Origin of the sequence: Nocardia wallacei (genome assembly GCF_014466955.1) — a bacterium.
Lineage (GTDB): Bacteria > Actinomycetota > Actinomycetes > Mycobacteriales > Mycobacteriaceae > Nocardia > Nocardia wallacei.
Genome location: NZ_AP023396.1, coordinates 2,317,397 through 2,331,347 on the forward strand (window position 1 = coordinate 2,317,397; position 13,951 = coordinate 2,331,347).

14 protein-coding genes are annotated in these 13,951 nt (G+C 68.7%); 5 read left to right on the forward strand and 9 right to left on the reverse strand.

Annotated features, from left to right (window positions below; all coding sequences use genetic code 11):
- Window positions 1–31 precede the first annotated feature (31 nt).
- Genes NWFMUON74_RS10460 through NWFMUON74_RS10490 form a run of 7 tightly spaced genes read right to left on the reverse strand, consistent with a single transcriptional unit; the run spans window position 32 to window position 6,183 of the window.
- On the reverse strand, window positions 32–1,198 hold the full coding sequence (locus NWFMUON74_RS10460; protein WP_187687623.1) for a glutathionylspermidine synthase family protein: 1,167 nt from the start codon (window positions 1,196–1,198) through the stop codon (window positions 32–34).
- The gene (locus NWFMUON74_RS10465; RefSeq protein ID WP_232110945.1) at window positions 1,198–2,016 is read right to left on the reverse strand and encodes a hypothetical protein; all 819 of its coding nucleotides are present in this window, start codon (window positions 2,014–2,016) and stop codon (window positions 1,198–1,200) included. Before NWFMUON74_RS10465 ends, NWFMUON74_RS10460 begins: the two co-directional genes overlap by 1 nt.
- Before the next feature lie 24 nt (window positions 2,017–2,040).
- Window positions 2,041–2,319, reverse strand: coding sequence for an acylphosphatase (locus NWFMUON74_RS10470; protein WP_187687624.1), 279 nt, complete (start codon window positions 2,317–2,319; stop codon window positions 2,041–2,043).
- The gene (locus NWFMUON74_RS10475) at window positions 2,316–2,765 is read right to left on the reverse strand and encodes an OsmC family protein (RefSeq protein ID WP_187687625.1); all 450 of its coding nucleotides are present in this window, start codon (window positions 2,763–2,765) and stop codon (window positions 2,316–2,318) included. Before NWFMUON74_RS10475 ends, NWFMUON74_RS10470 begins: the two co-directional genes overlap by 4 nt.
- 27 nt (window positions 2,766–2,792) lie before the next feature.
- A complete protein-coding gene (locus tag NWFMUON74_RS10480) occupies window positions 2,793–3,494 on the reverse strand; it encodes a response regulator (RefSeq protein WP_232110946.1) in 702 nt (233 codons plus the stop codon).
- Window positions 3,491–6,031 (reverse strand): sensor histidine kinase, encoded by a 2,541-nt coding sequence (locus tag NWFMUON74_RS10485; protein WP_187687626.1) that lies wholly within the window; start codon window positions 6,029–6,031, stop codon window positions 3,491–3,493. The genes NWFMUON74_RS10480 and NWFMUON74_RS10485 overlap by 4 nt, the downstream gene beginning before the upstream one ends.
- A complete protein-coding gene (locus NWFMUON74_RS10490) occupies window positions 6,028–6,183 on the reverse strand; it encodes a hypothetical protein (RefSeq protein WP_187687627.1) in 156 nt (51 codons plus the stop codon). The genes NWFMUON74_RS10485 and NWFMUON74_RS10490 overlap by 4 nt, the downstream gene beginning before the upstream one ends.
- A gap of 61 nt (window positions 6,184–6,244) precedes the next feature.
- Between NWFMUON74_RS10490 and NWFMUON74_RS10495 the strand changes: the two genes are divergently transcribed.
- Genes NWFMUON74_RS10495 through NWFMUON74_RS10510 form a run of 4 tightly spaced genes read left to right on the forward strand, consistent with a single transcriptional unit; the run spans window position 6,245 to window position 11,320 of the window.
- Complete coding sequence (locus tag NWFMUON74_RS10495; RefSeq protein ID WP_187689062.1) at window positions 6,245–6,616, forward strand: potassium-transporting ATPase subunit F; 372 nt, start codon at window positions 6,245–6,247, stop codon at window positions 6,614–6,616.
- Complete coding sequence (kdpA, locus tag NWFMUON74_RS10500) at window positions 6,617–8,293, forward strand: potassium-transporting ATPase subunit KdpA (protein WP_187687628.1); 1,677 nt, start codon at window positions 6,617–6,619, stop codon at window positions 8,291–8,293.
- Window positions 8,290–10,410, forward strand: a complete 2,121-nt coding sequence (kdpB, locus tag NWFMUON74_RS10505; protein ID WP_187687629.1) for a potassium-transporting ATPase subunit KdpB — start codon at window positions 8,290–8,292, stop codon at window positions 10,408–10,410. Before kdpA ends, kdpB begins: the two co-directional genes overlap by 4 nt.
- A gap of 16 nt (window positions 10,411–10,426) precedes the next feature.
- On the forward strand, window positions 10,427–11,320 hold the full coding sequence (locus tag NWFMUON74_RS10510; RefSeq protein WP_187687630.1) for a potassium-transporting ATPase subunit C: 894 nt from the start codon (window positions 10,427–10,429) through the stop codon (window positions 11,318–11,320).
- Here the strand turns inward: NWFMUON74_RS10510 and NWFMUON74_RS10515 are convergent.
- Window positions 11,310–11,915, reverse strand: a complete 606-nt coding sequence (locus NWFMUON74_RS10515; protein ID WP_187687631.1) for a TetR/AcrR family transcriptional regulator — start codon at window positions 11,913–11,915, stop codon at window positions 11,310–11,312. The genes NWFMUON74_RS10510 and NWFMUON74_RS10515 overlap by 11 nt on opposite strands.
- A 122-nt stretch (window positions 11,916–12,037) precedes the next feature.
- On the opposite strand from NWFMUON74_RS10515, the gene NWFMUON74_RS10520 reads away from it, so the two are divergent.
- Window positions 12,038–12,529 carry a nitroreductase family deazaflavin-dependent oxidoreductase gene (locus NWFMUON74_RS10520; RefSeq protein WP_187687632.1) on the forward strand — a complete coding sequence of 164 codons (492 nt, stop codon included), beginning with the start codon at window positions 12,038–12,040 and terminating at the stop codon, window positions 12,527–12,529.
- Window positions 12,530–12,564: 35 nt separating this feature from the next.
- Here NWFMUON74_RS10520 and NWFMUON74_RS10525 read toward each other — a convergent pair whose 3' ends face one another.
- Window positions 12,565–13,911, reverse strand: coding sequence for a 4Fe-4S binding protein (locus tag NWFMUON74_RS10525; protein ID WP_187687633.1), 1,347 nt, complete (start codon window positions 13,909–13,911; stop codon window positions 12,565–12,567).
- Between the last annotated feature and the right edge of the window lie 40 nt (window positions 13,912–13,951).

A 13,951-nucleotide genomic window follows, 5' to 3' on the forward strand; every position in this document is an offset into this window, starting at 1 on the left:
CTCCAGATGATGTGGTGCGGTGCCTGTGGTCTCAGTGCTGTGGAATACGGTGCGGGACGAAGGTGGAACTGTCGTCGGTGATCAGGCCCGGCGTCTCGCGGATGCCCAGGCCCGCCGAGGTGTCGCCGACGATCCACGCGCCCAGCACCGGGCGCATGCCGTCGAAGTCGGGCAGCGGATCGAGCAGCTGGTAGACGAAGCCCTCCTCGCCGTACACCCCGCCGGTGGTGGTCTCCATGCCCGCGCCGACGATCGTCATGTTCGCACCCTCGCGGCCCAGCTTCGGTTTGCGAATGTACTCGGTGAGCTCGTGCGGGTCATCGATGTAGGCGGGCAGCAGGTTCGGGTGGCCGGGATACATCTCCCACAGCACCGCCAGCAGCGCCTTGTTCGACAGCATCGACTTCCACAGCGGCTCGATCCAGATCGTCTGCGGCAGTGAGTCGACCACGCGCTTGCCGAACTCGTCGTCGAGCGCCCACTCCCACGGGTAGAGCTTGAACAGCGATTCGATCGGCGCCTCCGCCAGATCGACGAAACGTTCCAGCTCCGTGTCGAATCCGATCTCCTCGATCGGCAGCGCCACGGTGTGGAAGCCGGCCTCGGCGGCGGTCTCCTGCATGTAGGCGGTGGTGACGTTGTCCTCGCCGGAGGCGTCGGCCGAGGACCAGGTGAAGTGCAGGTCGCCGGTGGGCAGCGTCTCGCGCAGCTCGCCCCAGCGCTCGACCAGCTTCTCGTGCAACGAATTCCACTGATCATCGCCGGAGTGGGTGTCGGTCAGCCAGTGCCACTGCACGATCGCCGCCTCCAGCAGCGAGGTGGGCGTATCGGCGTTGTACTCCAGCAGTTTCGCCGGACCGCGGCCGTCGTAGCGCAGGTCGAACCGGCCGTAGACATACGGGTCCGAGCGTTGCCAGGACTGTTTGATCGGTTCCCAACTCCATTGCGGCAGACCGAAATCGGCGAAACGCTCGGTTAGGACGATCTGCTCGACGGCGTGCAGGCACATCGAATGCAGCACCTCGACCTGCGCCTCCAGCGCGAGGATCTCGTCCAGCTCGAATTCGTAGTGCACCGATTCGTCCCAGTACGGCCGGGGCTGCCCGTTCACGTCGCGGCCGGGTGACCCGAAGACCAGGCCCTGATCCTGAATGATCTTCTGCCAGCCCGGTCGCGGTTGGCTGCGCACTCGGCGCACTAGGAACCTCCACTGGTGCTGCTGCTCTTGGTGCCGAGGCCGCCGCGAACGATGGTGCCGCTCTTGGTCTTCACCGTCGCGCTCTTCGGGGCGACGGTGCTGCCGCCGGTGGGCGGACGGCCGACGGTGTTGTTGCCGCCGTAGTAGTAGCGGTACTGGTGACCGTTGTAGATGAAGATGCCGGGGAAGCCGCCGCCGTAGTAGCCGCCGCCCGAGGTGGTGGCGTACTGCTGGGCGCGCACGCAGTCGTCGTCGTTCACGACGGTTTGCTGGCCGTTGTCGTCGGTGACGCAGTAGGCGGTGACCTCGTCGGGCGCGGTGACCGCGCGATAGGTCAGGTATCCGGCGCCGACCACCGCGGCGATGCCGACCACGGCCACGCCGCCGATCAGCAGTCGCTTGCGGGTGCGCTTCTTGGCCGCGAGGGCCTCCTCGGCCGCCCGCTGCGCCTCCTCGGCCCGGCGGCGCGCCTTGTCGCGGGCGCGCGCCTCGGCCACCGTCGGCGGGCGGGGCTGGGTGACGCCGGGCTCCTGCCGCTGGATGCTGCCGCGCAGGGAACGCGGGGGAGCGGGTTCGGTCGGCGGTTCGGGTGGGGGCGCGCCGATTCCGCCCGCTTCGGTCGCGGGTGGGAACAACTCCGGCATCCCGGGCAGGGGGGCGGTGGGTTCGGCGAAACCGGGGGTGGGTGGCGCCTGGGTGCCGGGCGATTCGGGTGGCGGCGTCGCCTTGCCCTTGTCGGCCTCGGGCGCGCCGGGATCTTCGGATTCGCCAGGGTCCGGGTTTTCTCCGGAACGGTTGCCGGACTGTTCACTTGCCAACGATCGACTCCCTGTTCCCCGCCGCTACCGTTCCTCGAATCCGGTCAATTCGCCCAGCGCGGCGCCCCAGTCTTCCACAACCAGATCGACACGGCCAGGTGTGTCGCCGGAACGCAACCACGCCAGCAGTGTGTCACATCGGTCCCTCGGACCCTCCGCAATAACATGCACTCGGCCGTCGCGGGTGTTACGCGCGTAGCCGACCAGGCCCAATTCGAGGGCCCGCGAGCGTGTCGCCCACCGGAATCCCACGCCCTGCACCAGGCCGTGCACCCAGGCGCTGAGCCGGACCGGCTCGGTCACGCCTCCACCTGGAACGTCAGATTCACCTTGCTCCCCGCCTTCAGCGTGCGGCCCACCGTGCACACCTTGTCGATGGCCCGCTGCACGGTGACCAGCAGCCGCTCCCGCCCGGCGTCGTCGAGTTCGGACAGGTCCAGCTCGACCACCTCGTCGAGTTCGGGATAGACCTCGTTCTCCCGATCGGCGGCCCCCGACACCCGGATCGTCACGTCGTAGTTCTCCCCGAGCCGATTCGACAGCGGAAAATCCGAACTCATCCCCGTACACGCCGCCAGCGCGATCTTCAGCAACTCCCCGGGCGTGAACACACCCGCCACACCCTCGGAGCCGATGAGCACCTCCGCCCCCCGCGAACTACGCCCGGTGTACCGCCGAGTCCCGGTCCGCTCGACCCACAACTGAGCCGCCCCTTTGTTCGCTGCCGCCCCAGCGGTCTGTTCGGTCATGCTCCCGATCCTGCCATCAGAATTCGCTCACACGCTGAACCGGTACCCCATCCCCGCCTCGGTGAGCAGATGTTTGGGATGCGACGGATCGTCCTCCAGCTTCCGCCGCAACTGCGCCAGATACACCCGCAGATAATGGGTCTCGGTCGCATACGAAGGCCCCCACACCTCACGCAGCAGCTCCCGCCGCCCGACGAGCTTGCCCTGATTGCGCACGAGCATCTCCAGCACCCCCCACTCGGTCGGCGTCAAATGCACGTCGGCCCCGTGCTTGGTTACCTTCTTGGCCGCCAGATCGACCACGAACGACGACGTCTCGACCACCGGATCGGTGCCCTCCCCGGTATCAGCCGCCCGCCGCACCGCGGCCCGCAGCCGGGCCAGCAGCTCGTCCATCCCGAACGGCTTGGTGACATAGTCGTCGGCTCCGGCGTCGAGCGCCTCGACCTTGTCGGCGGAGTCGGTGCGCGCGGACAGCACGATCACCGGTGACCGGCTCCAGCCGCGCAGCCCGGCCAGCACGTCGATGCCGTCCATATCGGGCAGGCCGAGGTCGAGCACCACCACGTCGGGGTGTTTCTCGGCGGCGGCGCGCAGCGCGGCGGCGCCGCTGGCGGCGGTGATCACCTCGTAGCCGCGGACCGACAGGTTGATCCGCAGCGCGCGCAGGATCTGTGGTTCGTCGTCGACCACGAGCACCTTGGTCGGCGCCGTGTTCGGTGCAGTCACCCGTTCTCCTGTTCCGAAAGCTCTGTCGTACCACCGGATTCGGACGGTCCTTCGCCGGTCGGCAGATCTATCACCATGGTGAGACCGCCGCCGGGGGTCGGCTCGGCGTGCACCGTGCCGGCCATCGCCTCGACGAAGCCGCGGACCACCGACAGCCCCAATCCGACGCCGGTGGAGTTGTCGCGGTCGCCGAGCCGCTGAAATGGTTCGAACATCTGGTCTTCCATGCCCGTCGGCACTCCGGGACCGTAGTCCACCACGGTGATCGACACGCGGCGGCCGGTGCGTTCGGCCGCGACACGCACGGGTGTGTCGCGCGGCGAGTAGCGCAGCGCGTTGTCGATCAGGTTGGCCAGCACTCGTTCCAGCAGGCCGCTGTCGGCGCGCACCGAGACATCGCCGACCTCGACCTTGATCCGGTCCATGGCCGCGCGGCGCACGCCCCGGGTGCCCATCCCGACCCCGACCACCGCCCGGCTGACGACCTCCTCCAGGTAGACCCGTTTCACCTGCGGCTGCACGACTCCGACGGCCAGCCGCGAGGAGTCGAGCAGATTCCCGACGAGCGCGGTGAGCTGATCGACGGATTCCTCGATGGTTTCCAGCAATTCGGCGGTGTCCTCGGGGGAGAACTCGACATCGTCGCTGCGCAGGCTCGACGCGGCGGCCTTGGCGGCGGCGAGGGGAGTGCGCAGGTCGTGGCTCACCGCCGACAGCAGCGCCCGCCGCAACCGGTCGGCCTCGAGCACGCCCGCGGCGGCCTGCGCCTCGTCGGCCAACCGGCGGCGCTGCTGCAATCCGGCGGCCTGATTGGCCACCGCGCCCAGTACGAGGCGGTCTCCGGCGGTGAGCGGACGGCCGGTGAGCAGCAGCCAGTGCGTGTCGTCCCCGGACTCGATCGCGACGTCGGCGTCACCGACCCGGCGCGGCGGATTCTCCCCGACACAGGCGATCACCTCGTCGTCGTTGGCGAAGCTGACCGCCCGCTGCCCGAACGTCTCGCGGGCGCGTTCGAGCAGATCGTGCAGGTCGGCGCCGTGCAGCACGGCACCGGCGAACAGGGTGAGCAGTTCGGCCTGCTGTGAGGCCCGCCGCGCCTCGCGCCGCCGTTTCGCGGACACGTCCACCAGCGCCGCGACCGCCACGGCCACCAGCAGCATCACCACGATGGTGAGGAAGTTGTTCAGCTCGGCGATGGTGAGGCTGTGCCTGGGTGAGACGAAGAACCAGTTCAGCAGCAGCCCGCCCAGCAGCGCCGACAGCGTGGCCGGTGCGACGCCGCCGAGCAGCGACACCGCGACGACGCCGATGAAGAACAGCGCGCTCTCCCCGGCGAGGTCGAGGTGGTGGTCCACCCAGAAGTAGCAGCCCACCGTGATCAGCGTGGGCACCAGCACCGCGGCCGGCCAGGACGACAGCGTGCGCTGCCGCGGGGTGACCGCCGACCACCGGAATCCGCGCTTGGACTCCTCGTGGGTGACCATGTGCACGTCGATCTTCCCCGACAGCTGCACCACGGTGGAGCCGATGCCCTCGTCGACCATGCGGGCCCAGCGCGACCGCCGCGAGGTGCCCAGCACCAGCTGGGTGGCGTTGACCTGGCGGGCGAAATCGAGCAGTGCCACGGGCACGTCCTGGCCGGTGACGGTGTGCAGTCCGGCGCCGAGACTGTCGGCCAGGTCCCGTAGTCGCGCGAGGCGCTGGGCGGACACTCCGGCCAGGCCGTCGCCGCGGACCACGTGCACCACGATCAGATCGGCGCTGGATTTGGTGGCGATGCGGCTCGCGCGGCGCACGATCGTCTCCGATTCGGGCCCGCCGGTCACCGCGACCACGACGCGCTCGCGCGTCTCCCAGGTATCGGTGATCCGGTGGTCGTCGCGGTACTTGGCCAGCGCCGCGTCGACCTGGTCGGCCAGCCACAGCAGCGCCAATTCCCGTAGCGCCGTGAGGTTTCCGGGTCGGAAGTAGTTGCGCAGCGCGGCGTCGACCCGCTCGGCGGCGTAGACGTTGCCGTGTGACATCCGCCGCCGCAGCGCCTCGGGGGTGATGTCGACCAGCTCCACCTGCTCGGCGCCGCGCACCACCCAGTCGGGCACGGTCTCGCGCTGCACCACGCCGGTGATCTGCTGCACGACGTCGTTGAGGCTCTCCAGGTGCTGCACGTTGACCGTGGAGATCACATCGATGCCGGCGTCGAGCAGTTCGTGCACGTCCTGCCAGCGCTTGTCGTTGCGGGAGCCGGGCACGTTGGTGTGGGCCAGTTCGTCGACGAGCACGATCGCCGGGCGCCGCCGCAGGACAGCATCCACATCGAGTTCGGGCAGGGTGGCGCCGCGGTATTCGATCAGCTTCGGCGGGATGCGCTCGAGGCCCGCCAGCAGTTCGGCGGTCTTCGCGCGGCCGTGCGTCTCCACCACGGCGGCGACCACGTCCCGGCCGCGTTCCAGCCGCCGGTGCGCCTCGCTGAGCATCGCGAACGTCTTGCCCACGCCCGGTGCGGCGCCGAGGTAGATCCGTAGCTGCCCGCGCTTCACTCGTCCATCATGGCGCGGGTGGCGCGGCGTCCGTCTCGCGCCACGCGCTCGGTCGCCCGTGGGCGGCGCTGCGCGGTCGCGAGTATCCGCAGGGCCAGCGCGCAGGCCAGGAACCCGAGAAGGACCGCGGTGGTGACCGCGAAATCCGGCACTGTCTTCTCCTTACCGTCACTGTCGAGCACTCCACTGTCTACCGGGGCCGCTGCCGGACAGATGGATCTTTACGGCTTCTTGACGGCCGTCCGGCCGACGTTGACGGCATTCCGGTGCCCGGCGTGCACACCCCCTGTAAGTGGGACGTCAATTCGCGGCGGCGCAACGCTAAGAACGCGTCAACGACCTCGAAAACGGCCGAAGCAGACGCTTGACTCGCTCTGGCGCACCTCGGGTGCGCCGTGTCGAGAGAGGTTGTTTCCACATGTCTGTCGTGGTGTTCACGCTGCTGACCGTGGCGGTCTTCGCACTGCTCGGTCTGATCCAGCGGGGAGTCGAACGGCTGTGACGCAGAACATCATCGGCCTGGTGCTGGCCGTCGGCGTCGCGCTGTATGTCCTTGCCGCCCTGCTGTTTCCGGAGAGGTTCTAGGTGAACACGACTACCGCGGGGATACTGTTCGCGGTATCCCTGGTCATCGCGCTCGCGGTGGTGCACGTCCCCCTAGGTGACTACATGTACCGGGTCTACGCGGGCGCGAAGCACTCCCGACTCGAGCGCGGTATCTACCGGCTCATCGGTGTCGAGCCGGGTGTCGAGCAGAACTGGGGTGTCTACGCCCGCAGCGTGCTCGCGTTCTCGGCGATCGGCGTGCTGTTCCTGTTCTTCCTGCAGTTGCTCCAGGGCCGGCTGCCGTGGCACCTGAGCGATCCCGGTACCGAGATGACCGGTGGCCTGGCGTGGAACACCGCGATCAGCTTCGTCACGAATACGAATTGGCAGAACTACGCCGGTGAGTCCACGCTCGGGCACACCGTGCAGATGGCCGGGCTGGCGGTGCAGAACTTCGTCTCGGCCGCGGTCGGTATCGCCGTGGCGATGGCGCTGGTGCGCGGCTTCGCCCGCCGCGACACCGGCGACCTCGGCAACTTCTGGGTGGATCTGGTGAGGGGAACCATCCGGCTGCTGCTGCCGATCGCCTTCGTGTTCGCCGTCGTCTTCGTGGCGGCGGGCACGATCCAGAACTTCCATGTCTACGATCAGGTCGCGCGGACGGTGGCCGGTTCGGGATCGCAGACCCTGCCGGGTGGTCCGGTCGCGAGCCAGGAGGTCATCAAGGAACTGGGCACCAACGGCGGCGGCTTCTTCAATGTCAATGCCGCGCATCCGTTCGAGAATCCGACGACCTGGACCAACTGGCTGCAGATCTTCCTGATCCTGATGATCAGTTTCTCGCTGCCGCGCACCTTCGGCCGCATGGTCGGCAGTCCGAGGCAGGGATACGCGATCACCGCGGTGATGGGAACGCTCGCGATCCTCAGCGTCACCCTGACGAATCTGTTCCAGTTGCTGCATCACGGCACCGTGCCCACGGCGGTCGGTGCGGCGATGGCCGACGTGGAAACCCGCTTCGGCGTATCGAATTCGGCGACCTATGCCGCGGCCACCACGCTGACCTCGACCGGTGCGGTCGATTCGGCGCACGACTCCTACACCAGCCTCGGCGGGCTGTGGCCGCTGTTCAACATGCAGCTCGGTGAGGTCGCGCCCGGCGGTGTCGGCGCCGGGCTGTACGGCATGCTGATCCTGGCCGTGATCACGGTGTTCGTCGCCGGGCTCATGGTCGGGCGCACGCCGGAGTACCTGGGCAAGAAGATCACGCCGCGCGAGATCAAGCTGGCCGCCACCTATTTCCTGGTGAGTCCGCTGATCGTGCTGGTGGGCACGGCCGCCGCGATGGCCATGCCGGGGCAGCGCGCGAGCATGGCCAACACCGGGCCACACGGCCTGACCGAGGTGCTGTACGCCTTCACCTCGGCGGCCAACAACAACGGCTCCGCCTTCGCGGGCCTGTCCGGCAATACCGACTGGTACAACACGGCGCTGGGCCTGGCCATGGTGTTCGGGCGTTTCGTCCCGATCATCCTCGCGCTCGCGCTGGCCGGTTCGTTTGCCGCCCAAGGACATACCCCCGAGTCGATCGGCACGCTGGCGACGCATCGGCCGCAGTTCGTCGGCATGGTCGTCGGAGTGACGCTGATCCTCGTCGCGCTCACCTTCCTGCCCGCCCTCGCGCTCGGGCCGCTCGCCGAAGGAATCCACTCATGACCGCCCCCACCCTGGCGAAACCCCGTGTCGGCAAGGGCCTGTTCGATCCGCGGATGCTGGTGCGGTCCCTGCCGGACGCGTTCCGCAAGCTGGATCCGCGCACGCTGTGGCGCAATCCGGTGATGCTGATCGTCGAGATCGGCGCTGTCTGGTCGACGATCCTGGCGCTCGCCGAGCCGACCTTCTTCAGCTGGGCGATCGTCGTATGGCTCTGGCTCACAGTGCTTTTCGCTAATCTGGCCGAAGCCGTCGCCGAGGGCCGGGGCAAGGCGCAGGCCGACACGCTGCGCAAGGCCAAGGCCGACACCGTCGCCCGCAGGCTCGTGGATTGGCGGCCCGGGCAGCACCGCTACACCGAGGAGCGGGTCTCGGCGCCGCAGTTGCGGCGCGGTGACCACGTGGTCGTCGAGGCGGGCCAGGTCGTTCCGGGTGACGGCGACGTCGTGGAAGGCATTGCGTCCGTGGACGAATCGGCGATCACCGGGGAATCCGCGCCGGTGATCCGCGAGTCCGGCGGTGATCGCTCGGCGGTGACCGGCGGGACCACGGTGCTGTCGGACCGGATCGTCGTGGAGATCACGCAGGAGCCGGGCGGTTCGTTCATCGACAAGATGATCGCGCTGGTGGAGGGCGCGTCGCGGCAGAAGACGCCGAACGAGATCGCGCTGAACATCCTGCTGGCCGCGCTGACGATCATCTTCGTGTTCGCGGTGGCGACCCTGCAGCCGCTGGCGATCTTCGCCAAGGCGAACAACCCCGGCGTGCCGAGCACCGCGGCGCTGGGCGTGCACGGTGTCACCGGCATCGTGCTGGTGTCGCTGCTGGTGTGCTTGATCCCGACCACCATCGGCGCCCTGCTGTCGGCCATCGGCATCGCGGGCATGGACCGGCTGGTGCAGCGCAATGTGCTGGCCATGTCGGGGCGCGCGGTGGAAGCCGCGGGCGATGTGAACACGCTGCTGCTGGACAAGACCGGCACCATCACCCTCGGCAACCGGCAAGCGTCGGGATTCGTGCCGATGCCGGGGGTGACCGAGGACGAGATGGCCGACGCCGCACAGCTTTCCAGCCTGGCGGACGAGACGCCCGAGGGCCGCTCGATCGTGGTGTACGCCAAGCAGGCCCACAACAAGCGCGAGCGCACCCCCGGCGAGCTGACCGGGGCGCAGTGGGTCGAATTCACCGCTCGGACCCGGATGTCGGGTGTGGATCTGTCCGACGGCCATCGGTTGCGCAAGGGGGCGGCCAGCGCCGTCACCGAGTGGGTGCGCGCGCACGGCGGCGAGGTGCCCGACGCGGTCGGGGTGACCGTGGACGGAATCTCCGCTTCCGGCGGAACGCCGTTGGTGGTGGGGGAGTTCTCCGGCGGAAAAGCCCGGCTGCTCGGGGTGATTCACCTGCAGGACGTCGTGAAGCAGGGCATGCGGGAGCGTTTCGACGAGATGCGGCGCATGGGCATCCGCACGGTGATGATCACGGGCGACAATCCACTCACAGCCCGCGCGATCGCCGACGAGGCGGGCGTCGACGACTTCCTCGCCGAGGCCACGCCGGAGGACAAGCTGGCATTGATCAAGCAGGAGCAGGACGGCGGGCGGCTGGTCGCGATGACCGGTGACGGCACCAACGACGCGCCCGCGCTCGCCCAGGCCGACGTCGGCGTCGCGATGAACACCGGCACCTCGGCGGCCAAGGAGGCCGGCAATATGGTCGATCTGGACTCGGACCCGACCAAGCTGATCGAGATCGTGGAGATCGGCAAGCAGCTGCTGATCACGCGGGGCGCGCTGACGACGTTCTCCATCGCCAACGACGTCGCCAAGTACTTCGCGATCATTCCGGCGCTGTTCGTGGGGTTGTTCCCCGGGCTCGACGTGCTCAATGTCATGCGGCTGCACAGCCCGCAGTCGGCGATCCTGTCGGCGGTGATCTTCAACGCGCTGGTCATCGTGGCGCTGATTCCGCTGGCGCTGCGGGGTGTGAAGTACACGCCGTCGAGCGCGTCCGAGCTGCTGTCGCGCAATCTCGCCGTCTACGGCGTCGGCGGCATCGTCGCGCCGTTCCTCGGCATCAAGCTCATCGACCTGATCGTTCGATTCCTCCCCGGGATGTCCTGATATGCCTGCCTTTTCGATGCGCAAGACAACCTGGATCCGGCAGCACGCCGCCGCGCTGCGGGCGTTGCTGGTGCTGACCGTGATCACCGGAATCATCTATCCGGTCGCGGTTTTCGCTGTCGCGCAGCTACCCGGCCTGCACGACAAGGCGGAGGGGTCGCTGCTGCGGCAGGACGGCCGGATCGTCGGCTCGGCGCTGATCGGCCAGTCCTTCACCGACGGTAACGGCGCCGCGCTGGCGCGGTACTTCCAGAGCCGTCCGTCGAGTTCGGGGCCGGGCGACGGCTACGACCCGACCTCGACCAGCTTCACCAACCTCGGTCCGGAGAGCATCGTCGACACCCTCGCCGACGATCCGGACGATGCGAAACAGAGCCTGCTGACTCAGGTGTGCGCGCGCAGCAAGGCCGTCGGGGAACGCGACGGCGTGGACGGCCGCCGCCCGTTCTGCACGGAATCCGGTGTGGGGGCGGTGCTTTCGGTAATCGGTCCGCGTGACGCGAAGGGCGCCGTGCCCGTACCGGACAGGGTCGTCAGTGTCAACGAATCCTGTCCGGCCACACCGTTTCTCGAGACCTACGAGGGCGTGCGGGTCGAGTGTGCGAAGGTCGGCGAGGACTACTCGGCCGGGCTGATCGTGCCCGTCCGCGGTGCCGCCCCGGCCGGACCCGCCGTGCCCGCCGACGCCGTGGTCACCTCCGCCTCGGGTCTGGATCCGGATATCTCCCCGGAGTACGCGGGCATCCAGGTGTCGCGAGTCGCCAAGGCGCGCAACATCTCCGACGCCGATGTCCGAGCGGTGGTCCATGCGCACACCCGCGGCCGTGACCTCGGCTTCCTGGGCGAGCCTCGGGTGAACGTGCTGGAGTTGAATCTCGAGCTGGACCGTAGGTACCCGGTCAGGAACTGAGGGACTGTCGCAGCGCCGGGGCCACCCAGGTGGCTAGGTAGTCGCGCAGGTCGCGGCCGGTGCGCGGGGGGCGGCCGGGGTCGATGACGAAGGACTGCACGATGCGCAGCATGTGCTCGACCAGGCCGTCCAGGGCGGCGTCGGTGAGGCCCGCCGCCGCCCAGTCGACCGAATAGCGACGCAGGATCGAGCGGCCGAACGCCATCGCGGTATCGGAGGTGACTCCGGCCGAGAACGCCCCGGCGCGGCCCGGCGCGAGCAGCAGGCCGAGGTACCTGTCCTGCGGCAGGCGCTCGAGGGTGTAGGCGATGCCTTCCACCACGGCGGTCGCGGGATCGTGGATCCCGCTCAGATGGTCGGCCAGGATGTCGAGGAACTGTTCGGTGTGCGCGACGGCCGTCGCGATCAGCAGCGCTTCGGCGCTGGGGAAGTAGCGGTACACGGTCTGGCGGGTGACGCCGAGGTCGCGGGCGACCTCGGCGATGGTGAACTCCGCGCCGGAGCGGTCGATCGCGGCCGCCGCGGCGGCCAGGATTCGCTGCACGGCTTCGTCGTCGTCGCCGGGCGTCGCTCCGGACCATCCATGCGTGCGCACCGGGCTCACTCCTCACCTGCACCGATCATCGCCGACCTTACCGGCCGTCGGCGCGGACCTTGACCATACACATGGTCGAGGATGTATGGTCTTCGGCAGCTTACCCGGAGAAAAGGCACACCATGTCCGCCACGACGCCACCGCGCCCCAAGCAGCTCGATTCGCCGATGCTGCCGAAGATCTTCAAATACGCGGGGCGAGCGCAGGTTTGGGTGTACAAGCGGACCGGCGGACGCATCGGCGGGAAGTGGCGCATCGGCGCGGGCTTCCGCAAGCCGGTGCCGACGCTGCTGCTCGAACATCGGGGCCGGAAGTCCGGCACCACCTACACCACGCCGCTGCTCTACATCGCCGACGGTGACGACATCGTCATCGTCGCCTCCCAGGGCGGACTTCGTCACCATCCGCAGTGGTACCACAACCTGTGCGCTCACCCCGATGCCCACATTCGGATCGGTCGTGACCGCCGAGCGGTCCACGCCGTCACCGCCGACCCGGACCAGCGCGCCCGCCTCTGGCCCATGCTCCTCGACGCCTACGCCGACTTCGAGACCTACCAGTCCTGGACGGACCGGGAAATCCCGGTGGTGATCCTGCATCCCCGCTTGTCTTGACGGCCGACGCGGCTCCGGGTCCAGCCGGTCGCGGGCTACATCGGGAAGCAGCGGGCGAAGGCGAGGAGCAGGCGGGGGGAGCCGTGGGGGCGGATGCGGCCCAGGAGGAGTGCTCGGGGGAGGACGGACTTGTCGGTGAGGACGCGGAGCCAGGTGTGGGCGTCCGCGGTGATTCGGATGTCGGGGGTGCCTTGGTGGCCGTCGGTGATGTCGAGGGTGCGGTCGTGGATCGATACGGTGATCCGGCGTCGCTCGGCGCCGGTGAAGGTGAAGTGGTAGGTCGCGTCGAGGCCGCGGGATTGCTCGCGCTGGAACAGCAGTGGCATCCCGGCGACGAATCGGGCGATGCTGGTGGGGCGTAGGCCGCGGCCGACGAGCTTGGTTCGCTTCTCCGGGAAGCGGTGCGCGACATACTGTTCGGCGTCCGAGCCGCGGACGACGTAGACGGTTTCGGCCTTGTGCTGCAGCGGGCGCACCACGTCGTTGAGGTGGGCCCTGCTGTCGTCGAGGTAGGCGCCGATGACGTCCTCGCCCGCCGGGCAGACCGACATGCAGTACGCCGCTTTGTAATTGGCGCCGAACGACAGGCTCTGCCACATGGACGCGGTCTCGTTGTCGGCGACCCGCGATCGGTAATCGCCGGCGTCGCGGCTGTCGGCGAGCTGTTCCACCCACTCCCCGAAATTGCCGAGGAACTCCCGGTAGTTGTGGGTGTAGCAGGCGGAGAAGTCGAAGTAGCCGTCGGGGGAGATGGCCCCGGTCGGGCAGGCCGCCACGCACAGCTTGCACTCCAGGCACGGATCGAAGTCGATCGGCCGGGAGTATTCGCCGATCTCGGCGTCGATCACCACGGTGCCGAGCAGCACGAAGGACCCGAACTTCGGATGGATGACATTGCGGTGGATGCCCATCTTGCCCAGCCCGGCCGCCACCGCCACCGGCTTGTGCGAGACGACCCAGATCCGGTCCGGGAAGCGGTCCATCTCCATCGGGAAGCCGACGGCCGGATTCAACGCCCGCACACCCCGCTCCTGCAGCGCCGACACGATCCGGCGCGCCACGTCGTTGGTGTCGTCGGTGGCGTGGTGGAACTCGAGATTCGCCACCGACCGCGCGGGGCTGCGGATGCTGTCGCGGTTCATCCGGCACACGAAACCGATCAGTGCGCGGGCGCCGGGCAGCGCGGACTCGATCTCCGCGCGCTCGTCGGCCAGCTCCGGACGGTCGATCTCGACGAACCCCACGTCGTCGGCACCGGCCTGTAAGGCCAACTTTCGCAACCATTCCGCATCCAGCGGCCCCGGCCGCAGGACCGCATCGGCGGAGCGCTCACGAACCCGCACGACGGTGGGGTGCTCGTCGAACTTTCTCCGTTTGTCCATCCGGCAGCACCCGTCCGTCGACCGTGTTCCCTCGCGTGCG